This is a genomic window from Anaerotignum sp., assembly GCF_040307045.1.
In the GTDB taxonomy this organism is placed as follows: Bacteria; Bacillota; Clostridia; order Lachnospirales; family Anaerotignaceae; genus Chakrabartyella.
This window is the reverse complement of record NZ_JAWRKF010000004.1, coordinates 51,951-76,365: the sequence shown is the minus strand read 5'-3', so window position 1 is coordinate 76,365 and position 24,415 is coordinate 51,951. Positions and strand designations below refer to the sequence as shown.

Here is a 24,415-nt window from a genome sequence, read left to right as displayed (position 1 = left end):
ATTTACTTTGAAGATAAAACAATTTATAAACAAAGCAGGATACCAAAGCAATGGGAAGCATTCTTATTTACTCTAGGTTTGGGGTGCTATGTTTATTTCAGAAAGTGGAAACAATAACAAGTTTCCTATTCTTTGCATGTAATTAAATTTTGATCACAAACGCATGATTTTGCGTTTACGATAGATGAGTGGCATTATGTCAGATCATCATGTGCGGATAAAGAAGAAAACAGAATACGTATGATTTGGCAGAACCTCTGGAAGGAAAACATGGGACGGAGAGATGTTTTCAAGGATGTTGGCAACCTGCTTTTTTTATGTATACCCAAAATATAGGTAAATTTGAATTTTATCGATATGGGTTTTTGTTTTTGCGGTTTAAACTGCGCTTTTTTACGGCATAATAATGTAATAATATAAACGGAGAAAAGAAAAGGAGGTGTGTTTTTTGGCAGGAAGAAAACCGAAGCCCAAAGCTAAGCTTAAGGTTGCAGCACTGGGTGGGTTGGATGAAATCGGGAAGAATATGACCATTTTGGAATACGGAAATGACATTATGGTGATAGATTGCGGGCTAGCATTCCCAGAAGATGATATGTTGGGAATTGACTTGGTCATCCCCGATGTAACATATCTGACCAAAAACATAGACAAAGTACGGGGTATTGTATTGACCCATGGACATGAGGATCATATTGGTGCATTACCCTATATTCTCAAACAGCTGAATGTTCCAGTGTTTGGTACACTTTTGACATTGGGACTGTTGGAGAATAAGCTTAGAGAACACAAAATGTTGGATAAGACAGCATTACACACCGTTGTACCCGGTGAAAAAGTGAAGCTGGGACAGTTTAATGTTGAGTTTATTCACACAAATCATTCTATTGCAGATGCCGTTGCCTTGGCAATTCATACGCCAATCGGAACGGTTGTGCATACTGGTGATTTTAAGGTGGATTATACACCTATTGATGGGGAAATCATTGATCTTCAGCGTTTTGCCGAGCTTGGTAAAGAAGGCGTTCTCCTTCTGATGAGCGATAGTACTAATGCAGAAAGAAAAGGCTTTACCATGTCGGAAAAAAATGTGGGTAAGGTCTTTGAAAAGATATTCGAAGATTCTCCCAAAAATCGAATAATGGTTGCCACATTTTCCTCCAATATTCACCGTATCCAACAGGTAGTGAATGCTGCGAATATGTATGGGCGTAAGGTTGCAATTATCGGTCGAAGCATGGTGAATGCAGTAAAAACCGCATCCGAATTAGAGTATTTGATGCTACCACCACGCACATTGATTGACATTAATGAAATCAAAAATTATCGTGATGAACAAATCGTTATCATTACCACCGGTAGCCAGGGTGAAACCATGTCTGCTCTCTCCAGAATTGCAATGAATGAACATAAACAGGTCAGTGTAAAACCTGATGACAAAATTATTATTAGTGCATCTGCAATTCCAGGTAATGAAAAGAATGTAATCAAAGTAATCAATGAGTTGTTGAAGAAGGGTGCAAATGTAATTTATGGGGATATGGAAGAAATCCATGTTTCCGGCCATGCACGACAAGAGGAGTTAAAATTAATGCTTGCGTTAACGAAGCCTCAATATTTCATGCCTGTTCATGGTGAGTTTATGCATTTGGCTAGCCATAGGGATTTGGCTTTGTCCATGGGCATTGATAAAAAAGATATATTTGTAATGAAATTGGGCGAAGTACTGGAAATATCCAGAACGGAAGCTAAGGCGAATGGCACCGTACCTGCAGGACAGGTTATGGTTGATGGTCTTGGCGTAGGTGATGTGGGTAATATTGTATTGCGAGATAGAAAGCACTTATCTCAGGATGGGCTGATGGTGGTTGTAGTTACAATGGATCGAGAAAATGGAACTCTTGTAGCTGGGCCAGATATAATATCTAGAGGATTTGTTTATGTTCGAGTAGCAGAGGATCTTATGGATGAAGCAAAGAAAGTTGTTCTTGAGGCTTTGCTGGAATGCGAAGAAAAGCATATAACAAGTTGGAATTATATTAAGGGTGTAATCAAAGATACGCTGAAGAATTTCCTTTGGCAGAAAACGAAGAGAAGCCCTATGATTCTACCTATCATTATGGAAGTATAATAACCATAAAAGCCGCAGAATCAGTTAGATTTTGCGGCTTTTTGTGAAGTTTTTAGATTTTGTTTTGGCGCTTTTATGTTGATTGAGTTGGTGTTCCTTGTGGCGCCCTGGGGCGAAATATGCATTTTTTAAGACACTTGTTTTTTCATTTTTTGATGTTTTATGTTATAATAAAACATGAAAGGTGGGGAACTCATGCAGTCGATAAAAGAAATCAAGGATTACCTTCAACATTGTAATATTGAAAAGTTGGATCAAGCAATTCTATCATTTTCGTTGGATGAGCGAAAAGGGGTGCAAAGTGCCATTGTATCTGCGGTGAAAAGAAAAATTGCTTATGAAAATGAACAAAATAGGTTAGAGCTGATGCTTCAATATGAAACAGCCTGTTATGAACAAGGGTTTGATTTTATTGCAGGTGTTGATGAGGTTGGCAGAGGCCCATTAGCAGGCCCGGTGGTTGCGGCGGCAGTGATTTTACCCAAAGGTTGTAAAATTTCTGGAGTGGATGATTCTAAAAAATTATCGGCAAAAAAGCGTGAGAGCTTGTATGATGAAATCTTGGAAAAGGCAGTATCCCATGGCATTGGTGTGGTTTCATGGGAGCGGATAGATGAAATCAATATTTTACAAGCTACCTACGAAGCAATGAGAGAGGCTTTGGCTCAGTTAAACCCTGCACCTAGGTTTATTTTGGCAGATGCAGTGACTATCCCTAAAGTTCCCATACCACAGCAAGGTATTGTAAAGGGGGATGCAAAGAGTTTGTCCATTGGTGCAGCCAGCATCGTTGCCAAAGTTTATCGAGATAGACTTATGGAAACTTATGATCAGTTATACCCTGCTTATGGGTTTGCATCCAATAAAGGCTATGGCTCTGCAGAGCATATTGCAGCCATTAAGGTGTATGGAATTTGTCCAATCCATAGAAAAAGCTTTGTAAAAAATTTTATGCCTACGGAGGATAATCAAACGAAAGGTGCCTTTGGTGAAGAGCTTGCGGTAAAACAGATGCGTCGTATGGGATATGAGATATTAGAAAGAAATTATCGAAGCCAAGGCGGAGAAATTGACATTATCGCAAAAAAGGATACATACATCATCTTTACTGAAGTAAAATATAGAGCAGGGCGAGAAAAGGGAGAACCTTGCCAGGCGGTGGATAAACGCAAGCAAGCCCATATTATCCGGTCTGCACAGGCTTACATTGCGGACAAATGCTTAGAGGGTGATTTTCGTTTTGATGTTGCTGAAGTTTTAGAAGAAGACGGCAAAACGTATTTTCGTTATACGAAGAATGCATTTTGGTTAACATAAGGAGTATGAGATGAAAATAGAGAAAATTGGAGAAGTGGAAGTAGTAGTTTTTGATAATTTATCTCAGACAGATATTGTGAAGCACTGCTTTACAACTCGGCATGGCGGGGTAAGTCAGGGTTATTATGGCGCCATGAATATGGGTCTAGCTAGAGGGGAAGACAGAGAGCTGGTTTTGAAAAACTATGAAATTTTGGGGGATGCCATGGGATTTTCCAATAGAAATTATGTAACCTCTCAGCAAACCCACACCACAAATATTCGTCGAATTTATGAGGAGGATAAAGGTAAAGGTGTCCTTCGGGATCGTGGGTATACTGATGTGGATGGGCTAATTACAAATGTGGCAAATATACCTCTGGTGATTTTTGGTGCGGATTGTGTACCGATATTTTTGTTAGATACCAAGAAAAAAGCCATTGGCATGGCCCACTGCGGGTGGAAGGGTACGGGAGAACGTATGGCGGAGTGTACCTTGCAAGAAATGATGGATGCTTTTAGCACAGAGCCAAAAGACGTTGTTGCCGCTATTGGTCCATCCATTGGAATGTGCTGCTTTCAGGTGGATGATCCTGTTGTGGAATTATTTCGGGCGAATATTGAATTTACCGAGGATATTGTATTTGATGACCCAAAGGAAAAGGGCAAATACCGTATTGATCTTTGGGAAACCAATCGTCGGTTATTGGCGGATATGGGGGTGGCGGATATTGAGATTGCTGGGGCTTGTACCATGTGTGACACGGACCGCTTTTATTCCCACAGAAAAATGGGGGAAAAACGAGGTGTTATGGCTGGCGTCATGGAGCTAAAAGGCTAAAACAAATCTGGCTCTATTGTGTTCGCAAAGAATACTGTGGTATAATCCTATAATGGTTTAGGATGCTAGTTAATCTAGTATATGAAAATAGAGAAACATGGAGGAATAGATATGAGCAGACCAATCGTAGCAGTGGTTGGCCGTCCCAATGTAGGCAAATCTACATTGTTTAACCGCTTGGCAGGAGAGAGGATCTCCATCGTGCAGGATACCCCTGGGGTAACCCGTGACCGTATTTATGCGGATGTGGAATGGCTTAACCATAAGTTCACTTTGATTGATACCGGAGGTATGGAGATAGGCTCCGAAGAAATTATTCAAAGACAAATCTTGCAGCAGGCAGAAATCGCCATAGAGACTGCCGATGTTGTTTTGTTTGTGACTGATGTAAAAACTGGGGTAACGGATGATGACCGCCAAGTGGCTAATCTGTTGCGTCGTACAAAGAAACCAGTAGTGCTTGCCGTTAATAAAGTTGACAGTGTAAAAAGAGATAGTTTGGATATTTATGAGTTCTACGAGTTAGGCATTGGCGATCCTATGCCTGTTTCAGCGGGACAGGCTTTGGGTCTAGGTGATATGCTGGATCAGGTGATTGAACATTTTCCTGATGAAGCGGGTGCAGGCGAAGAAGATGATGCAATTCGCGTTGCTATTATTGGTAAACCAAATGTTGGAAAATCCTCTTTGATAAATAAAATTTTGGGTGAAGACCGTTTGATTGTAAGTAATATTCCTGGTACAACAAGGGATGCCATTGATACCCCCGTGACCATTGATGGAAAGAAGTATATTTTCATCGATACTGCGGGTATGCGTCGAAAGAGTAAAATCAAAGAAGAAATTGAACGTTTTAGTATTATTCGTGCCGTGGCGGCAGTTGAGCGATGCGATGTGGCAATTTTGGTGATTGATGCCAACGAAGGCATTACAGATCAAGATACAAAAATTGCTGGTATTGCCCATGAAAGAGGCAAGGCGGCTATTGTTGCCGTAAATAAATGGGATTCCATTGATAAAGATGATAAAACTATGAACCGCTACCTTAAGGATATTGGTAACGAATTAGCATATATGCCTTATGCGCCCCGTGTATTTATTTCTGCTTTTACAGGACAAAGGTTGAATCGTATGTTGGAGCTGATTCAGACGGTTCATGAAAATCATGCACTGCGCATTAGCACAGGTGTGTTAAACGAGGTATTAATTGAGGCAACAGCAATGCAGCAGCCTCCGGCGGACAAAGGACGTCAGTTAAGATTGTATTATATGACGCAGGTTTCGGTAAAACCTCCTACGTTTGTAATTTTTGTAAATGAACGGGAATTATTCCATTTCTCCTATCGTAGATATATAGAAAATCAATTAAGAGATGCTTTTGGTTTTGTGGGTACGCCTATTCATTTTATCGTAAGGGAAAAAGGGGAAAAGGATTGATATGTTTAGAATCTTTAGTTTGCTAATCGGGTATTTTATCGGCTGTATTTCTATGGGTTTTATCGTTGGTAAGATTACAAAAACAGATTTACGCAAAAAAGGAAGTGGAAATTTAGGGACAACCAATGCCCTTCGTGTTTTGGGCTTTCGGGCAGGGTTAGCCACTTTTTTGGGGGATATTCTAAAAGGTGTGATTGCTTTCTTTATTTGTAGATGGCTGTTTCCGGACAACAGCTTATTAGCTGGTGTTTACGCTGGTGCTGGCGCTGTTTTGGGGCATGACTTCCCTTTTTATTTGCAGTTTAAAGGGGGAAAGGGCATTGCAGCAACCATTGGGCTTGTGCTTTCTTTAAGTTTTGTGTTTACGCCTATGATTGGGCTAATAACTTTTGGTGTAGGCATTATATGTGTTGCTTTTTCCCATTACATTTCTGTGGGATCCATTGCTTTTTCAATTAGTATACCATTGAGTGGGTTTTTCTTAGGAATGCCGGAAGAAGGTGTAGCTCTTTTCATTGCCCTTGCAGTTTTGGCAATTTGGCGACACAAGGAAAACTTAAAGCGTTTGAAGTCAGGTACGGAGAATAAATTTACGTTGCATAAAAGTGTGTAGTAATGTTTTTTTTATTGGAGGTGGACGGCAGTGAAAAAAGTAACGGTGATTGGTTCAGGCAGTTGGGGCACGGCTTTAGCGGTTATGCTTCAAAAGCATGGGCATGATGTTGTAATTTGGTCTAGAAGGCAGGACGCCATAGATGAGATGGAAAAGGAACGGGAAAATAAAAGGTATTTGCCCGGCATTGACCTGCCAGAAGAAATGACCTTTACAACAAACCGTGAGCAGGCGGTAAAGGATGCGGAAATTATCATTCTTGCTGTACCATCCAAGGCTGTTCGGCAAACAGCAACTGATTTTGCTCCATTTTTTACGGATAAACAAGTATTGGTAAATGTGGCTAAGGGTCTTGAAGAAGGCAGCTTAAAGCGTTTATCCCAGGTGATTGAAGAGTGTGCGCCCCAGTGCCAGGTATGTATCTTATCTGGGCCTAGCCACGCCGAAGAAGTAGCCAGAGATATTCCTACCACTTGCCTAATTGCTTCGGAAAACGAAGAAATAGCAAAGATGGTTCAAAGTGAATTTATGAATCCAAGATTCCGCCTATATACCAATACCGATGTAATTGGTGTGGAGATGGGAGCAGCATTAAAAAATGTAATGGCTCTGGCGGCAGGTATGTCGGATGGATTGGGCTTTGGAGATAATACAAAGGCGGCAATTATGACCCGTGGTATTGCAGAAATGAAGCGCCTTGGCGTAGAAATGGGTGGGAAAGCAGAAACGTTTTCCGGTTTATCAGGAATTGGTGATTTAATCGTAACATGTACCAGTATGCATTCTAGAAACCGGAGAGCAGGGATTTTACTTGGTCAAGGAAAGACTCTTGAAGAAACCTTAGACGAAATCAAAATGGTAGTTGAGGGTGTAAATACGGTTCAGGTTGCTTGTAAAGTGGCAAAAGAACATAATGTTGAAATGCCCATTACCAATGCCATTTATAATGTTTTATTTAACGGCAAAAATACTGAGCAGACGGTTTTAGAACTAATGAGTAGAGACGGTAAGGCGGAATAGATATAATAAATGTGCCAATTATGAAATAATTGTCACATTTATTTTTTTGCAAAAATAATAGAATTGGAAAACAATTATAACCTCATACTTATGTAAATTAAATAATAAGAAAATCTGCCTATTTCACACAAGGGTTTCAGGTTTTAAAAGTGCCTAAAAGGTGAATATTTTCATACAAATTTTTATTTTTGAAAAATATCTATTCAAAAATATGAGTAGGTATAATTTCGTTTCTTTTACAAATAATACAAGCACAGGAGAAATCAAAGAAACAACCTTATTTGTAAATGGAGGAATTTTGTATGAAAGCGACGGGAATCGTAAGAAGAATAGATGACTTAGGCAGGGTGGTTATCCCTAAGGAGATCCGCCGCACATTGCGGATCAGAGAAGGAGATCCATTGGAGATCTTCACAGATAGAGAGGGTGAAATTATTTTAAAAAAATACTCACCCATTGGGGAACTAGGAACGTTTGCAAAAGAATATGCAGAGTCCTTAGCACAGACCGCCGGACATGTAACTTGTATTGTAGATAAGGATCAAATTATTGCAGTTTCTGGTGGGTCTAAAAGAGAACTCTATGAAAAGCACATTAGTCAAGAAATGGAAAAATGTATCAATCGTAGAACAACATTAATTGCGGATAAAAATGATAGTAATTTTGTTCCCATTTTAGATGATGACAGTATGGAAGGATATAATCATCAATTAATTACTCCTATTATTGCTGAGGGCGATGCTATGGGAGCCATTGTATTTCTTTCAAAGGATAAAAAAATGGGCGAGGTGGAAGGAAAACTTGCTCAGACAGCAGCTGGTTTCTTAGGGAGACAGATGGAACAGTAAAATTTATACGCCTTCCCAAATTTGGTGAAATGAGAATAGTTCCATTTAGTTTTTTATGGAGCTTAAACCGTGTATATCTTATTGTAAGTACAAAAAAGCGATGTTTGTGAAGTAAATCAGATATCGCTTTTTTTATGGTGCAAAATGCTGTGTATAATTTCATGTGTGGTTGCCTTATTGTGTGCCAACTAAAAATATGGTACGCTTATACAAGCGTTATAGCAATTGGGGAAACATGAGGGTATATATTAAAAAAATGGGTAGCGATAAAGTTTTACTTTAAAAAGGGTGAAACACGGTCAACATATTCCAGGGAGCTTTTGTTTGCAGATATGGAGGGGGAAACTATCTCATTTATGGAGTTTGAACTGCAAGTTTAAAGGTAAGTGGCAAAGTTTGTTGCCATGGGCACAATTAAAGTATAGAAGCCTAAGATGATGAACTAGAGATTAACTGTTTGAAGAAAGAAGGTTGGATTTAGAATGGATTTAATGATAGGCGGGGTTTATGAACATTATAAAGGAAAAAAGTACTGTGTTGTTGGAATAGCGAAACATTCAGAAACAGTGGAAGACATGGTTGTATATCGTCAACTTTATGGGGAGTATAGCCTTTGGGTGCGACCTAAGGAAATGTTCCTAGAGAAGATAGAAGTTGATGGACAGGTGGTCCCCCGCTTTCGTCTGCTTCAAGAATGATTTTCTTGGCTGGTTAAGGAGGGAATCATTCTGAGAAAAATGGAGAATTCTCCACAGTCCCCCAGGAGAATACCAATTAAAAACATTCTCATAGTTGTTGGATATCCATAAACAACTCATATGCATTGATTTGCGAGAAAAAATTCTAATCAGGGCTTTATGATTAACAAGAAGAAAGTACAGAGAATTATGCAAACCCTTAATTTTTAAGTATTCTCCGGTACAGAAAGAGCCGTAAACACAGTCGAGAATCCTTTCAATGAAACGGTTGAAATAACATCTGATTGTCCGTATCCCAGAGTCTTTCATTCCCAACAAGGATGGGGTTACCAAATAAATTAATACCCTTATGGCCTTTGAGAAGAACAAATTTTTCAGGGCGAACCAAGCCAAGGAAACTACCACGATAATTCAGTAATAGGGAATTTCTATGTTGTTTTTTTAAAAAAATATATTACGGCGTTGTGTAATAGAATTTCAAAAAATGAAAAAAAGAAATAGAAAAATTTTTTGAGTTTTACAATGAGAAACGATTCAAAGAAAAACTAGGATGTATGAGTCCTTTGCAATACAGACTCGGCCTTTTGCAGCATAAAAGAAAAAGGCGAAGTGGAAAATCCACTCCGCTATAAAGTCTAACTTTTAGGGGGCAGTTCATTTGAGATGATGCCTTTTTTAATGCGAAAACAAGACTGCTTAAAAGTAGATTAAAAAATATAACCTAGATATGGCAGAATACCAAAGACTACGAATAAGACAAATACACAAAGTATGGAAGGGGAAAGAAAGCGTTCTGCAGTTCCATCCTTGGGGGAATATGGATTGCATAGTGGATTAATTTTTAAAAACAAGAAAAGAATCAGCCCTAGAAAAGGCAGGGAAAGCAGTGCGGATACGCTGGTATAAACTAGAAGAACAGTATTTCCCGGAGGATCCATAGCTGCAATCTCGTCGGCTACAGGGATAAACATACTAATTACGTTTGTTGCATTGATGATGAAATGGGGGATAATAGATGCCCAAATGGAACCGGTTCTTTCAACGAGGAAGCAAAAGAATAACCCAGCAAGAAACGCATAGGGAAATTGTTGAGGATTCATATGCAATAGACCAAACAAGAGGGCTGTACAAAAAATAGCTTTCCATGTGCCTAAGCGGTGATAGCCTGAAAGAAATACGCCTCTAAGGGATAGTTCTTCCAAAAAAGCTGGTAATATTGCCATAGTAATTAAGGAAATAGTGAAGCCTGCACCGTCTAATGCATTAAAAGATTCTTGTGCTACGTTTGGAAAAAACATAGATGTGAAGAATGATAGAAAACGCATAAGGGGCTGAATGGCAAACCCAAATACGATAATAAGCAAAAGATTTTTCCAGCCTAAGGGATATAATCGAAAAACTTCCTTAGGCCTCTTTTTTGTCCAAATAAAGTAACCCACAACAGGAACTGTAAAGTAAACAATTTGAACGATGCTTGAAAACCATGCATAGGGCAGATCTCTAATAAAAGGAATGGCATACAAAAGTTGCCCGCTTAATAGAAAAAAAATAAAAAATACTAAAGCAAATAGGTTTGTTTGTTTGGTTAAGTTCATTTTTATGCCTCCAAAAAATTGAAAGAACAGTGTTTTAGACAAAACTGTTCTTTCTTTTTATGTTTTATCTTATGCTTCGGATGGAGAATCATGCTCGTTGCTTTTCGGAAGCAGAGGATCATTGTTCATATATTTCTCCTCATACTTTTTGTTAATAAACTCGGAAAAGAACATTTTGATGGTTGCTAAAATAGGCACACCAATAAACATACCGATAGGGCCTAATAGAGCACCACCCAATACTACAGCCAGAATGATCCAAATTGGGCTTACATCTAGGGAGTCACCTAAAATTTTTGGCCCTAAGAAGTTTCCGTCAAACTGTTGAAGTGCAAGAATAAACAAGATTACCCATAACGCAGTAAGGGGATCTACTAAAAAGGTGATTATAGCTGCAGGGATTGCACCAATAAAGGGGCCAAAGTAAGGAATCATGTTTGTTACACCCACAATCAAGCTTAACACCAAAGCAAATGGTGCTTTTAGCAATGTGAAGCCTACAAAAGCCATAATACCAATAATTAAGGAATCCACTGCCTTACCAACTATGAAATCTTGAAATATGCGGTTAATGCGATGGGTATTATAAAATAACTGTTCAGCCTTTTCTCTATTTGTGATTGCATAAATAATTTTATGCAATTGCTTGGAGAAGTTTTCTTTGTCATAAAGCATATAAAACGAAATGAAAATTGCCATAACCACATCTATGGTAATTTTACCAAAGGAATAGAGGTTTGTTGCAATATCACTAACGAGCTTTGGAACGTTCTGGAACACACCCATGATAGGTGCAAGGACTTTATTGATGATGTTGTTTACGTCTGCTGCATTAATAAAGTCGATACGGTCAAACAAATTTGTAATGGAGGCATTTAGCTGAGCAGTATAGCTGGATAACTGAGATACAAAAGAAACAAAGGAATCCTTTAATTCAGGGATCAGATAAATAGTGATCCAGAAAAGGCCGCCGATTACAATGATGTAGTTAATCAAAATACAAAAAGTTCTGGTCAGTTTTTTTCTTTCCTTAGCCTTTGTAAAGTATTTGAATATGTTGGCTTCGAAAAATTTCATAAAGGGGTTCATAATATAAGCAATTGCAAAGCCAATAAAGAAGGGAGAACCTAAACGTAAAATGGTTTTTACTGTGGCATGAAAAACATTGCTTAAATCCGGTAAATTTCCAATGATTTTTTCAAATAAAATAAGTGAAGCAACAACTGCAAACACATACAGGCAAATCTTTAGGTAGGACTTGTCTAATTTTTTAAAGTCGATTTTTTTCATGGGTACTCCTCATAGTTATAATTGATGATAAATCATTCTCTTGCTTTCTATGATACTATGAAATCAATAATTTTTCCATATTATTTACGTTAATTTTCATCAATATAGAATAAACCCACTGCTCAAACAGTGTTATGTAAGTCATTAAGTAGATTATGTTGCAAACACCCTTTTGGAAAACAAGTAAAGGTAAAGATAAACAGTGTCATACAAAGGGTATATCAATGCGTGGAAATAAATGCATTAGATATCATGTACTATCTTGTAGTATTTGCTATTATACATTCCCTTTTTTAAGAAAAACCAAACAAATTCCTTATATTTCTTTACGTTTTTTTCCTTTGATTGACGGGCAGTGGAAAAAGGCTCTATAATGGAAAATATGGAAGAAAGGGAGGAATGTTGAGATGGAAGAGGAAATTATTCGTCAATTTAGGGCGGCGTTTTTAAACATAGAAGAAGAAATTGGCTCTGTGATTATTGGACAAAAAGAGTTAATCAGGGGCGTTTTGACAGCTATGATAGCTGGGGGTAACGTGTTGCTGGAGGGATTGCCGGGATTAGGAAAAACCCAATTGGTAAAAACCATTGGTAAGGTGTTGGAGTTAGAGTTTTCTCGTATTCAATTTACGCCTGATTTGATGCCGGCGGATGTAACGGGAACTATGGTTATGACCAACAATGTGGATGGTGGAATAGGTATGGAGTTTCGGAAAGGTCCTATTTTTTCAAACATCGTTTTGGCAGATGAGATCAACAGAGCCACTCCAAAAACCCAAAGTGCCTTGTTAGAAGCAATGCAAGAGCACACCGTAACAAGCGGTAATGAAACGTACCCATTGCCTGAACCCTTTTTTGTATTGGCAACTCAAAACCCTTTGGAGTCTGAAGGTACATATCCGTTACCTGAGGCGCAAATGGATCGCTTTTTGTTCAAGCTGAATGTAACTTTTCCAAATAAGGCAGAGTTGTTACAAATTGTTTCTGCAACAACGACAGGTCTGCCCCAAGAGGCTAAGAAGGTTTGTAATCAGGAGAAACTGATACAAATGCGCCAAGTGGCAAGAGAGGTGCCTGTGGCCACATCCGTAGCTGAATATATAATGGACATTGTGTTAAAAAGCCATCCCGACTATATCGAGGCACCGGCTTTGGTAAAAAAATATGTGCGCTTTGGAGCAAGCCCTAGGGGCGCTCAAGGGATTATGATGACTGCCAAGGTTTATGCCCTTATGGCGGGACGCTATAATGTGGCATATGATGATGTGAAGGCGGTTGCAAAGGGTGCTCTGCGCCATCGGATTTTCTTGAATTTTGAAGGAATGGCAGATGGAGTAACGGTTGATGAAATTATAGAGGCATTGTTGGTATGAGAAGCTTACAAGATATTTTTTCAAAAGAATATTTGATGCAGTTGGAGAAATTATCTTTTTCTTTGCGACAAAGACTAAGTGTAGATGGATATAGTGGTGGCAGAAAGTCTCATGGAAAAGGCAGCTCATTGGAGTTTTCGGATTTTCGTGAGTATATTATTGGGGATGACCTTCGTAGAGTAGATTGGAACAGTTATGGACGTTTTGGGAAGCTATATATAAAGCTCTTTATGGAAGAAAAACAGGCGGAAATTAATATTTTTTTAGATTGCAGCAAATCTATGGACAAGGATGAAAAATTTCTGCAGGCAAAAGCTGTTGCTTCCTCTTTGGCTTATATTAGCCTTTGTAGTGGGGATCGGGTGAATTTGTTTTTGTGGAATGAATCATTAACCATGGAGAAGCGTGGAACAAATCAGAAAAGTAGCTTTATTGAGTTATTGACGGTGTTGGATAAGGCAGAATGTGGTGGTGGTTCTGATATTTTACGGGCTAGCTTGTTAAGTGGTAAATTAGGACGTGGAGTTTCCATCGTTATTTCTGATTTTTTTTCAGAAGCTCCTTTGGAGGAAGCTTTGCGTGTTTTACAGGGTAAAAAACAGCAGGTGTGCTTTGTGCAGGTGTTATCATTGGACGAGGAAAAACCAACAGCAGGGCAGGCAGTTCGTTTGGTTGATTCTGAAACTGGAGAAGCTTGTGACTTGGCGATGAATTTGACAGTGCTGGGGGCTTATGAACGGGCTTTAAAGGAGCATAGAGGGGCTCTAGCAGAACTTTGTTATCGTTCTGGTTCAGTATTCTACTTCATGAATGAAAGGACACCATTGTTTCCTGCAATCAGAGAAATATTAAATTAATTTGGCTGAAACAGTTATTTGCATAAAATGACTGTTTCAGCCTTTTATTATCATTGGGCTTGGAACTTTACATATTGAGATAGAGGAAAGTTTATGATATAATATATCATTGCAGTAAGTAACAAAACCAACTATTAGGAGGCGGGTTTTGAATGAGTGGAAAGGATTTTGATGTTGCAAAGAATATAAAGATGACTGAGAATTTACAATGCCAAATGCTAGCGGCAGTATCTCAATTTTTTACGGCTATGCAGGACAATGCTACAAAAGGAGAGAAAACAGAAATACTGGCTGACTTGGAAATTGTGATGTATCTATTGGCGGCAAGAATGGGAATATCTAAAGAATCCCTTGATCAGAAAGCAGCAACAAAGCTGAAACTTGGGCTTTTGCAAGAAGAAAGACCAGAATGGAAAACTTCACTGTTGGAATTGCACAGGGAACTGGGGCAAAAGATGTGAGTGAGACCGTTACGTCTTGGAGGCATGTTTAAATGTATAAATTAAAAAAGCGAGATAATGTAATTATCGCAACTGTACTAATGGTAATTGTGGTTTTTGTGTGCACCCTAGTTGATATTTACTTAGGCATAGGTACACTAATTGGTGGGGTAGCTGTGTTTTTTGGCTGGCCTGCATTAAAGGAGCTGCATGCGCCTTTGGAAGGTGAAAAGGAGTGGAATGCTTCTTTTTTGGATACAGCAGTGTTGAAGGAAAACTTCCAAATTCCTCAGAATTTGCCCATTCCTTATGCTGTGCTGGATATCCGTGGACATATTTTGATGTATAATGAGAAATTTGAAGCTGTGTTTTCTAACATTGAGGACGCCAAGCCCTCTGTTGAAAAACTATTGAGAAATAGCGGAGATGGAGAGATTACCCTGTTAAAAGTTGGGGACAAGTACTATGAGGGTGCGCTGAATCATTGCGATGTAGTTGAGGAGAATGGTGCTGTTGGGACAGTGCTAACTATGACTATGATAGATGCCACTCAAAAGAATGAGCTGGTAAAACAGTTGGAGGATCAACAGCCAGTTTTGGGTATGATTTTCTTGGACAACTATGAAGAAGTGGTGGATAATCTGGATGAAAGCCGTTGGCCTATTTTATCAGCCCTGATCGACCGAAAGCTAAACCAATTAGCCCAGGACGTGGATGGTGTAATTAGAAAACTTGAAAAAGATAGGTATTTGTTTTTGCTAAAAAAGGGTAGTTTGACTCAATTAAAGGAAAAGAAATTTGATATATTGAATGAAATTCGTGAAATTAGCGTGGGAGACCATATACCGGTTACCATAAGCATGGGGATAGGCATTGGCGGAAATTCTCTAGACGAAGCAATGCAAAATGCCAAGGCTGCCATAGATCTAGCGTTAGGCAGAGGAGGCGACCAAGTCCTGATTAAAGAAGGTGAAAATTATCTTTTTTATGGAGGAAAAGCTGGTGAAATGGGACGAAATGCACGAATTCGTGCCAGAGTAAAGGCGGATGCCCTTTGGGAATTAATGGGTGAATCTTCGGGGATTTTGGTTATGGGTCATAGAAATGGCGACTTGGATAGCATGGGATCTTGTATGGGGATTTGTGCTATTGCAAGAGCCATGGACAAGCGATGCCATGTTGTTATGGATGATGTGGGTGTTGGCATCCGCAGGCTTTGGGAAAATATCAAAGCTGGGGGCAACTATCAAAATTTAACGATTAAAACACCTGATGCATTAAAAATGATGGATGAAAAAACATTGGTCATTATAGTCGATACACATCGTAAAACTATGGTGGAAAGCCCCCAGGTTTTAGAGGCTGCAAAAAGAATTGTTTTGTTTGACCATCATAGAAAAAGTACGGATGCAATTGATCAAGCAGTTTTGGTTTATCATGAGGCATATGCATCTTCTACATCTGAATTAATCACAGAGATGATACAGCATATTGGTAAAAAAGTTAAGCTTACCAGCATCGAGGCTGATGCCTTGCTAGCCGGAATAACCGTTGATACCAAGAATTTCTGTGTGAAAACGGGGGCGATCACCTTCGAGGCAGCAGGGTTCTTACGCCGCAATGGAGCAGATAGCATCCGCGTAAGACTATTATTCCAAAACGACATGGATGCCTATAAAGCAAAGGCATCTGCTGTAAAGGATGCAGAACTGTATTTGGGAAACATAGCGATTTCTGTTTGCCCTGCCAACGTAGAAAATTCCACACTTACAGCGGCTCAGGCGGCAGATGATTTGATGAATGTAACAGGTGTAAAGGCATCGTTTGTATGTTGCAAAGTTGGGGATACTGTTTATATTAGTGCCCGTAGCTTTGGGGAAATAAATGTACAAAGAATTATGGAGAAACTAGGTGGTGGCGGTCACCTTACGGTGTCGGGGGGGCAGCTTCAGGGCAGCACTTTAGATGAAGCTAAGGAAAAGATTCGTTGTGCCATTGAAGAATATCTGAAGGAGGAAGCATAACAATGAAGTTGATTTTATTACAGGATGTAAAAAGTGTTGGAAAAAAGGGTGACTTAATCAATGCAAGCGAGGGCTATGCAAAGAACTTCTTATTACCTAGAAAGCTCGCAGTAGAAGCTACAAAGTCTAATTTAAATGATTATGAATTAAAACAGAAGTCTGAGGAAAAACGTAAACAGGAAGAATTAGATAAAGCCAGAGAAATGGCTGAAATTTTAAAAGAGCAGGTTGTTACAATTAAAGTAAAAACAGGAGGCAATGGCAAATTATTCGGTTCTGTTACAAATAAAGAGGTTGCAGATGCAATTGTGGAACAAACAAAACAGGACATTGATAAAAAGAAGGTTTCTATTGGAGACCCAATAAAGATGGTTGGAGAAAGAACGGCAACCATTAAATTACACCCAAAGGTGACAGCAGAAGTAACCATTAAAATTGTAGAAGCTTAAGTGTAGCGGAGGCGGAATACATGGAACAGCAAGAAAAACAAAATGAATATATCCGTGGCGTACCGCCCCATGATGAAACAGCGGAACAAGCTGTGCTAGGCTCAATGTTTTTGGATAGAGAAGCGGCATCGATAGCCCTTGAGGTTCTTAGCGGTGAAGATTTTTATCGGCCGGATCATAAATTGGTCTTTGAAGCAGCTGAAGAATTATATCGTTCTGCATCACCAATTGATGTGATTACAGTAAAAAACAAATTGGAAGAAAAAGGCGTCTTTGAGCAAGTGGGTGGAGTACCTTTTTTAGCTACCCTTTCCACAGCAGTAGGTAGCTCTGTAAATATACGTCATTATGCTGCAATCGTTGAGGAAAAATCAGTTTTACGTCGATTAATTAAGACAGCAGGAAACATTTCTCAATTGAGTTATGAAGGAAAAGAATCTATCAATAGTATTATGGATCAGGCAGAAAAGGGCATTGCTGACATTATGCAAAAACGCCATTCTGAGGAATTTCATCATATTCGTGATATTGCTGTTGACTCAATAGAAAAAATAGAGGACATCTATCGTTCCAAGGGGAAATTGACGGGTGTGCCCACTGGCTTCGTTGATTTTGATGCAAAAACAGCGGGTTTGCAAAAGTCGGACTTGGTTTTGCTGGCGGCTCGCCCTTCCATGGGAAAGACGGCCTTTGCATTAAATATCATTCAGAATGCGGCGATTAGAAGCAATGTCCCGGTAGCAGTATTTTCCCTTGAAATGAGCCGTGAGCAGTTGGTTAACCGTATGCTCTGCTCGGAGGCAATGTTGGATGCGCAAAAGCTTAGAACTGGCGAACTAAATGACAATGATTGGGAAGACTTAATTCGGGCTATGGGCCCTTTATCTCAGGCGCCTATTTTTATTGATGATACCCCTGGTATCTCCCCTATGGATGTTCGCTCCAAATGTCGTCGTTTGAAGGCCGAAAGAGGCTTAGGATTAATTGTAATTGATTACTTGCAGTTGATGAGCGGAAATAGCAAAAACGATTCCCGACAGCAGGAGATTTCAGAAATATCCCGTAGCTTAAAGGCTATTGCCCGTGAGATGGAATCTCCGGTTATCGCGTTATCTCAGCTTAGCCGTGCCTGTGAGCAACGAAGTGATCATAGACCAATGCTTTCTGACTTGCGTGAATCGGGTGCCATTGAGCAGGATGCGGACGTTGTGGCGTTCCTTTACCGTGATGAATATTATTTCCCTGAGACTGAAAAAAAGAATCAGGCAGAATTGATCATTGCAAAACAAAGAAATGGCCCTACTGGAACTGTGGATTTGACATGGTTAGGGCAGTATACAAAATTTGGGAATTTTTTGAAAAAATATTAAATTGCCCTCCTACCTAAAATGAGGAGGGTAATTTTAGCTAATCTTGTAAGCACCCATTTTTGATGTGGTGGGTGCTTACAAATGGTCTCAGTGTTGCCTCCAAATAAGGGTGTGCAAAATTGATAGGAAATTCAACATATTATAGGTTTGCATGTTATGAAAGTGATATATGTATTGATTTAGCTGAGGATTCATTGAAATTCAGGCTTTAACGTTATTAACATTCCAAGATTACACATGATTTTTTATTTTGTCTTTTTGTGAAGAACGAGAAAAGTTTTTCTAGAAATTTCACAAATGGTGTTGACGTTAAATTTTTTCAGGCATATACTAAATGTGTATACAAAGAATTTATTATGAAAGTGGAGGTGGATTTAGATGGACGGCAAGAGTGAAAGTATTCCTTTAGAGCCTGAGAGTTATCGAACGTATCAGTTGAAGATTGCCGTGTATTTGGGTGTGCCTCATGTTTTGAGTTAGACCCTTCGGTTCGTATGCCTTTTTTCGGATAATACACGGCTAATTTGTAGAAAATAAGTCGTGTTTTTTTATTTGATTGGGGTGAAGAACGATGGAGGAAATGCAGAATTTATTTGATGAATTGAATAAATTAATGGAGTCTGGTGAGTATGCACGTTTAAAAGAGGAGTTGAACTCTGAGCAGCCTGCCAACGTAGCGGAGTATTTTGAAGAGCTGACTGCAGAAAAGCAACTGTTTATCTTCCGGTTGCTAACCAAAGATATGGCTGCAGAAGTTTTTTCCTATATGGATAGCGATACCCAAGAACATATTGTGCATTCTATTACAGATCGTGAAGTTCGTAATATTGTTGATGAAATGTTTTTGGATGACACGGTGGATTTTTTGGAAGAGGCACCTGCAAACCTTGTAAAAAAGGTCCTCAGGAATACGGATGCAGAAACAAGAAAACTGATTAACCGTTTCTTGAATTATCCTGAAAATTCTGCGGGAAGCTTGATGACCATAGAGTTTGTGAAGCTGCGTAGTAGCATGACTGTGGCTAAAGCAATGACGCAAATCAAAAGGACAGGAACAGACAAAGAAACGATTTATACCTGTTATGTTATTGATGACAGCAGAAATTTGATTGGCGTTGTTCCTTTGAGAACTTTGATTTGTGCAGCAGATGATGAAACAATTGAAGAGCTGATGCAAGATGACGTTGTTTCTGTGTTGACCACCGATGATCAGGAAGAGGTTGCAAACATTTTTAAGAAATATAATTGGATGGCGTTGCCTGTAACGGATACCGAGGGACGTTTGGTTGGTATCATTACCGTGGATGATATCGTAGATGTAATTGAGCAGGAAACAACAGAAGATATGGAAAAGATGGCTGCCTTAATTCCGTCGGATGATGAGTATTTAAAAACGCCTGTGATGATGTTGGCAAAAAACAGAATTGTCTGGTTATCGGTACTAATGATTTCAGGAACTCTAAGCAGCATCGTTATCGGACGGTTTAACGGGCTCTTGGAGACTGCAGTGGTTTTATCTGGGTTTATCCCAATCATCACGGGCACAGGCGGTAATGCTGGGTCACAGGCGTCTACAATGATTATCCGTGGTATGGCACTGGGCGAAATTGAAATGAGAGATACCTTCAAGGTTATTTGGAAGGAAATTCGTGTTGGTGCTTTGTGCGGTATTGCGTTAGGCCTGATTAATATGTTAAAGATGACATTGGTAAACACAGATACTGGATTTTGGATTGATCTCTCCGTTTCATTAAGTATGGCGGCAGTTGTTGTTTTGGCAAAGACCATCGGGTGTTTGTTGCCTATTATCGCAAAGGCTTTGAAACTTGACCCTGCTATGATGGCTGGGCCTCTGATTTCCACGGTAGTAGATGCGGTGGCATTGGTAATTTATTTTAGCATAGCGGCAGTACTGGTATTATAAATTATGATAAAAAGGAATTATAAACTTTTCATTAAGAGGTGATAACGATAGCATATTGTTATTGCCTTTATTTATCTAATCAGGGGAAAGATTGGAATCTCTTTGTATGAATATTGGGGGTAGGTATTCTACTAAAATCAAAAGGTAAGAAAGGCATTGGATAGAAGCAGGAAGGTGCTTTGACTTATTAGAAATTTTTCACGTAGAATTAGGTGGTGTTACAACTATCTGGGGGAAAACAAAAAAGCGATACTCACTTTTTAAGCGAGTATCGCTTTTCATTTACCTCGATACTATTCCTAGAAATGCTAGATTAGGAAATAGACATACCTAAGAATAAGCCAGCAACGATAATGCACAGGATGGCAATAGGAGCGGCAAACTTTACAAGGAAAGCCCAGAAGGGAGCCAATGCAAATTTATATTTACCGTCGGATGTTGCTTCTTTAATCGCATTATCTGTACCCCAAATCCAACCAACGAATACTGTTGTGAAGAACGCACCAAATGGCAACAGCAAACGGTCGGTTAGGTATTCCATGAAGTCGCCAAAGATAGGGAACTGAATGCCTTCTACAGTGAACCAAACACCCTTGATGTTCAGGTATGCCTGAGACAGTGTGTAGAAGATACCAATTGCGAAAAGAACAACGGAAACCCAAACAACGGTTTTCTTACGCTCCAAACCTTTTTCTTCAACCAGATATGCTACGGTGCCTTCCAAGATGGAAATGGAAGATGTAATAGCTGCAAAGAACAGCAATGAGTAGAACAATAAACCAAAGATAGTGCCGCCAGGAATTGATTTAAATACACCGGCTAAAGTAGCAAAAGCAAATCCGCCGCCCATACCAGGGTCGATTCCCGTTGCAAATACAGCAGGGATGATCATGAAACCAGCGAATAAAGCTACACATGTATCCAAAACGCAGACAACCCCAGTGTTTGAAATTAGGTTATCTTCTTTGCTCAGGTAAGAAGCGTATGTGATCATAACACCCATACCTAAAGAAAGTGAGAAGAATGCCTGACCAAGGGCAACTAAGAAGGTATTTCCGCTAATAGTGGATGCATCAAAGTGTAACATATATGCTACGCCTTCGCTTGCGCCAGGTAGTGTACAAGCACGAATCATCAAACCGATCAATAAAATAAACAGCAAAGGCATGAGGAACTTGCTCAGTTTTTCAATACCATCTGCAACACCACGGCTGATGATAAATGATGTTAAACCAAGGAAGATAAGAGGGTAGATGATTGCACCTTCAAGAGGGAATCCGTTAACACCCAACATATCTAGGAAGTAAGCAGTAGGATCAGCATATACAGTTGCAGACTCTGTGATGTAAGCAATGATATACTTGATGGTCCAGCCGCCAACCTGACAGTAATAACAAAGAATAATAAAACCTGTTAAAATTCCGAGACCGCCAATCCAGGAGTACTTAGAATTAAGTTCACGGATAGCGCCAATTGCATTCTTTTGTGTTTTACGACCGATTACAAATTCTGCAAGCATTACAGTTGTACCGATCAAAGCTACCATAAGTATGTAGATTACGAGGAAGGCACCGCCGCCGCAATTGTATGCTTTGCCGGGAAACTTCCAGATGTTGCCGAGACCTACTGCAGAGCCTGCAGCAGAAAGGATAAAGCCTAGTTTGGATCCAAATTGACCACGGTTTTCTATTGATGCTGACATATAATTCCTCCTTACTAAAATGAATAATTTCGTTTTGACCAAAAGTCAAACCCATCCAGCAACTATTTCGCCAACTAAAGTTTCATTTGGCGATAAAATGCTACACCTTAAGCCCCTCCCTCCATGCTAAATTGCATTGATGTAACTTTGCGATAATGCTAGTGACGCGAAACATACTCATACAATTTCCACAAACTCCAGATGTGATGGATCGCTTTTATTTTACATGAATTATTAATCAATTTCAATAAAAAAATAAAAATAGCATTAACTTTTTTGTACGTTATATTGTTCAAAATGGAGAAAAGCTTATAAAGTCAAAGGAATTTATATAAAAAATAAAATAAAAGAAGGTGAATAAGCAAAAATATTTCTGAATATTTTTTTTAATTTTCTGCAGAATATGTAAATTATTGTATTTTTGTGAGGAGAGTTTGACGAAATTTATAAAATATTGATAGTAAAAAATATTTCATTTAATGAAAAAAATGACGGGAATTCTCCCGTAATGAAATAAAATAATTTGTCATTTAATAATAACTTGATCGAAAAGCTTGTAATACTGCCAATTTCTAAGTTTCTGAATTTTTTCACTTTGTTCAACATTAGGTGTATCTGTGTAAATTCCTGCATCATCTACGAAGATCGTATTGGTGCTAACGGGAAGAACTTTACGAACCACGTTAACGTAATCATACATTGGGGATAGACCATCCATCCCCAGAAGTTGTGTTAGGAGTGCACCGAGGTAATGGGCATTGATAATGCCACTATCCGGTAAATTGGCCCCCTTAGCTGTTTCGGTGAAATCACATTGTTTTTTTGCGGCATCGTTTTGCCAAATAAGAAAAGGTGTTTCATATAAAGCAAGGCGTTCCTCCAATGTGCCGTTGGCATCAATAGGGTAGTCTAGGATATGGAAAAAATCCATACCATTGGAAAAACCAGGTAAGTGATCTCCGAAATAAACAATTACAATTGGTTCGCTGCTTGCTGCGGCGTAGTCTCGTAGGCGTGCTAATTCGTTATCGGCATCGCTCATTCCTTTAAAATACTGGGTTAGCAGATCTCTCTCTGTATCAGACAAGGGGACATCTGTGTCAAAATTTTTTATCTGTTTGCCAAATCTATTTTCATAAGGTCCGTGGTTTTGAATGGTTACGGTGAAAGAGAACAGAGGGTTTACCTTTGTCTTTAGATGATTGTCTAATGTACTGAGAATCATATCCATTGTTGCGGTTTCGTTAATGTAGCCACCTATGCCTTGGGTCGTAAGGTCGAAGGAGTCTTCTAAGAAATAACAAGTTTCAAAGCCCAGGTTAGGGTAGACATTTTGCCGATTATAAAACCATTGATATCCTGGATGTATTGCTTGTGTGTCATATCCGATTTGAGCCAATCTTCGAGGCAGTGCATCAAAGGGCTGACGAATAAAATTATAGGATGGCAGTGGATTGTTTAAATATCTGGTGGGGCAAGCTGTTAATACGTCGTATTCGGTATTAGATGTACCACCACCAAAGTTTGGAACTACAATTTTTCCGCTTACGGCATTTTCGCTTGCGGCCATTTCCTTAAAGTTTTTTAGAGGATCCTGATAGTTTGAAAAATCCAGATTGGGATTATTGCTTAAATCGGAAAAGGCTTCGCCCATAATCATTATGATATTAGGTGTATTTTTCATGGGTGAAATAGCATATCCGTCCTCAATTTCATCAAAGGTTGATTTATCATATCCTTCAGGAGGGGTAATCCTTGTGATATTAAATTGATGGCAAAATGAATAGATGAGACCTTTTGAGTTGTACTGATTTACTTCAAAATAGGGATTTTCAATTGTGGGATATTTACCATATAATTCTTTATCGGCATACCAAAAGGCATTGGAGATATAACCAACGGCAACAAAAATGATAAAACCCAATATTCGTGTTTGCCAATTGAGCCTTTCTTTTTTTGCAAAGCGGAAAGTTAAAAACAACGCTACCAACAGAGTAATTAGAAGAAACACTATGAGAAACAGCTGAAAAGGCGGAAAGGTCTTTACGATTGTGACTGCCTCTTTGAATAAAGTTAGATCGGCTGGGAGCAGAGGCTCTTGTCGCATGGTAATCTTAACTTTATCAACGATTGCAAAAAGGATAAAGACGGCAGAGGTTAGGGTGACGGAAAACGCTGTTCTTCCCGATAAAAAGTATGCAAGGCTGATAAAAAGGAAAACAGGAAGAATGTTTAAAAGCAGTAAGGTTGGATTTTTTAAAATATTAAGTGATAGTAAGTATAGATGCTCAGAGGTGATTAAGAAAACCAACCCTGTTATCACAATAGACGTAATGGCAAAAATTAACCATTGGCTATGTTTTTTTAGGAAGCTAACCCAAGAGTGTTCTTTTTTTGTTAGAATTGGTTGTGGCATAATAGTACCTCCAAAAAAATTTGATGCTTGCATTATACGAGTTTTTTTAAAAAAAGTAAAGAAAAGGTAAAATTAAGGTTCCGTGATAATT

The 24,415-nt window shown here is 39.0% G+C and carries 19 protein-coding genes and 1 pseudogene; 16 read left to right on the top strand and 4 right to left on the bottom strand.

The genetic code is table 11. The features are described from left to right. Positions 1-448 precede the first annotated feature (448 nt). From ABVZ64_RS02515 to ABVZ64_RS02475, 9 genes and pseudogenes are all read left to right on the top strand, one after another. The gene (locus tag ABVZ64_RS02515) at positions 449-2,131 is read left to right on the top strand and encodes a ribonuclease J (RefSeq protein ID WP_352399484.1); all 1,683 of its coding nucleotides are present in this window, start codon (positions 449-451) and stop codon (positions 2,129-2,131) included. A 195-nt stretch (positions 2,132-2,326) separates the two neighbouring features. Beyond that, positions 2,327-3,085 (top strand): annotated as a pseudogene (gene rnhB / locus ABVZ64_RS02510) (ribonuclease HII); the annotation flags it as partial. Beyond that, complete coding sequence (locus ABVZ64_RS02505) at positions 3,083-3,448, top strand: YraN family protein (protein ID WP_352399668.1); 366 nt, start codon at positions 3,083-3,085, stop codon at positions 3,446-3,448. The pseudogene rnhB and the gene ABVZ64_RS02505, both read left to right, overlap by 3 nt. A 10-nt stretch (positions 3,449-3,458) precedes the next feature. Then, complete coding sequence (gene pgeF, locus ABVZ64_RS02500) at positions 3,459-4,268, top strand: peptidoglycan editing factor PgeF (RefSeq protein ID WP_352399483.1); 810 nt, start codon at positions 3,459-3,461, stop codon at positions 4,266-4,268. A gap of 111 nt (positions 4,269-4,379) precedes the next feature. Continuing rightward, complete coding sequence (gene der / locus ABVZ64_RS02495; protein ID WP_352399482.1) at positions 4,380-5,705, top strand: ribosome biogenesis GTPase Der; 1,326 nt, start codon at positions 4,380-4,382, stop codon at positions 5,703-5,705. Position 5,706: 1 nt separating this feature from the next. Then, a complete protein-coding gene (plsY, locus tag ABVZ64_RS02490; protein ID WP_352399481.1) occupies positions 5,707-6,318 on the top strand; it encodes a glycerol-3-phosphate 1-O-acyltransferase PlsY in 612 nt (203 codons plus the stop codon). A gap of 30 nt (positions 6,319-6,348) precedes the next feature. Continuing rightward, positions 6,349-7,338, top strand: coding sequence for an NAD(P)H-dependent glycerol-3-phosphate dehydrogenase (locus ABVZ64_RS02485; protein WP_352399480.1), 990 nt, complete (start codon positions 6,349-6,351; stop codon positions 7,336-7,338). Positions 7,339-7,640: 302 nt separating this feature from the next. Next, positions 7,641-8,186: a stage V sporulation protein T gene (gene spoVT, locus ABVZ64_RS02480; protein WP_352399479.1), complete on the top strand. Its 546-nt coding sequence runs from the start codon at positions 7,641-7,643 to the stop codon at positions 8,184-8,186. 482 nt (positions 8,187-8,668) lie between these two features. Next, positions 8,669-8,884 (top strand): DUF1653 domain-containing protein, encoded by a 216-nt coding sequence (locus ABVZ64_RS02475; RefSeq protein WP_352399478.1) that lies wholly within the window; start codon positions 8,669-8,671, stop codon positions 8,882-8,884. A 707-nt stretch (positions 8,885-9,591) separates the two neighbouring features. Here ABVZ64_RS02475 and ABVZ64_RS02465 read toward each other — a convergent pair. Then, positions 9,592-10,479: a CPBP family glutamic-type intramembrane protease gene (locus ABVZ64_RS02465; protein ID WP_352399477.1), complete on the bottom strand. Its 888-nt coding sequence runs from the start codon at positions 10,477-10,479 to the stop codon at positions 9,592-9,594. A 69-nt stretch (positions 10,480-10,548) separates the two neighbouring features. Beyond that, on the bottom strand, positions 10,549-11,769 hold the full coding sequence (locus ABVZ64_RS02460) for an AI-2E family transporter (protein WP_352399476.1): 1,221 nt from the start codon (positions 11,767-11,769) through the stop codon (positions 10,549-10,551). Between the two features lie 407 nt (positions 11,770-12,176). Between ABVZ64_RS02460 and ABVZ64_RS02455 the strand changes: the two genes are divergently transcribed. The 7 genes from ABVZ64_RS02455 (at position 12,177) to mgtE (ending at position 20,206) form a co-directional block, all read left to right on the top strand. Next, positions 12,177-13,142 (top strand): AAA family ATPase, encoded by a 966-nt coding sequence (locus ABVZ64_RS02455; protein ID WP_352399475.1) that lies wholly within the window; start codon positions 12,177-12,179, stop codon positions 13,140-13,142. Then, complete coding sequence (locus ABVZ64_RS02450) at positions 13,139-13,999, top strand: DUF58 domain-containing protein (RefSeq protein WP_352399474.1); 861 nt, start codon at positions 13,139-13,141, stop codon at positions 13,997-13,999. The genes ABVZ64_RS02455 and ABVZ64_RS02450 overlap by 4 nt, the downstream gene beginning before the upstream one ends. A gap of 152 nt (positions 14,000-14,151) precedes the next feature. Continuing rightward, positions 14,152-14,460, top strand: coding sequence for a MazG-like family protein (locus ABVZ64_RS02445; protein ID WP_313526443.1), 309 nt, complete (start codon positions 14,152-14,154; stop codon positions 14,458-14,460). 32 nt (positions 14,461-14,492) lie between these two features. After that, positions 14,493-16,463 (top strand): DHH family phosphoesterase, encoded by a 1,971-nt coding sequence (locus ABVZ64_RS02440; protein WP_352399473.1) that lies wholly within the window; start codon positions 14,493-14,495, stop codon positions 16,461-16,463. A 2-nt stretch (positions 16,464-16,465) separates the two neighbouring features. Next, positions 16,466-16,912 (top strand): 50S ribosomal protein L9, encoded by a 447-nt coding sequence (gene rplI, locus ABVZ64_RS02435; RefSeq protein ID WP_313526437.1) that lies wholly within the window; start codon positions 16,466-16,468, stop codon positions 16,910-16,912. Between the two features lie 20 nt (positions 16,913-16,932). Continuing rightward, positions 16,933-18,282, top strand: coding sequence for a replicative DNA helicase (gene dnaB, locus ABVZ64_RS02430; RefSeq protein ID WP_352399472.1), 1,350 nt, complete (start codon positions 16,933-16,935; stop codon positions 18,280-18,282). 580 nt (positions 18,283-18,862) lie between these two features. Continuing rightward, on the top strand, positions 18,863-20,206 hold the full coding sequence (mgtE, locus tag ABVZ64_RS02425; protein ID WP_352399471.1) for a magnesium transporter: 1,344 nt from the start codon (positions 18,863-18,865) through the stop codon (positions 20,204-20,206). A gap of 313 nt (positions 20,207-20,519) precedes the next feature. Here mgtE and ABVZ64_RS02420 read toward each other — a convergent pair whose 3' ends face one another. Together ABVZ64_RS02420 and ABVZ64_RS02415 are read right to left on the bottom strand one after the other, a co-directional pair. Next, on the bottom strand, positions 20,520-21,908 hold the full coding sequence (locus ABVZ64_RS02420; RefSeq protein WP_352399470.1) for a sodium-dependent transporter: 1,389 nt from the start codon (positions 21,906-21,908) through the stop codon (positions 20,520-20,522). Between the two features lie 526 nt (positions 21,909-22,434). Then, positions 22,435-24,324, bottom strand: a complete 1,890-nt coding sequence (locus ABVZ64_RS02415) for an LTA synthase family protein (RefSeq protein ID WP_352399469.1) — start codon at positions 24,322-24,324, stop codon at positions 22,435-22,437. Positions 24,325-24,415 lie beyond the last annotated feature (91 nt).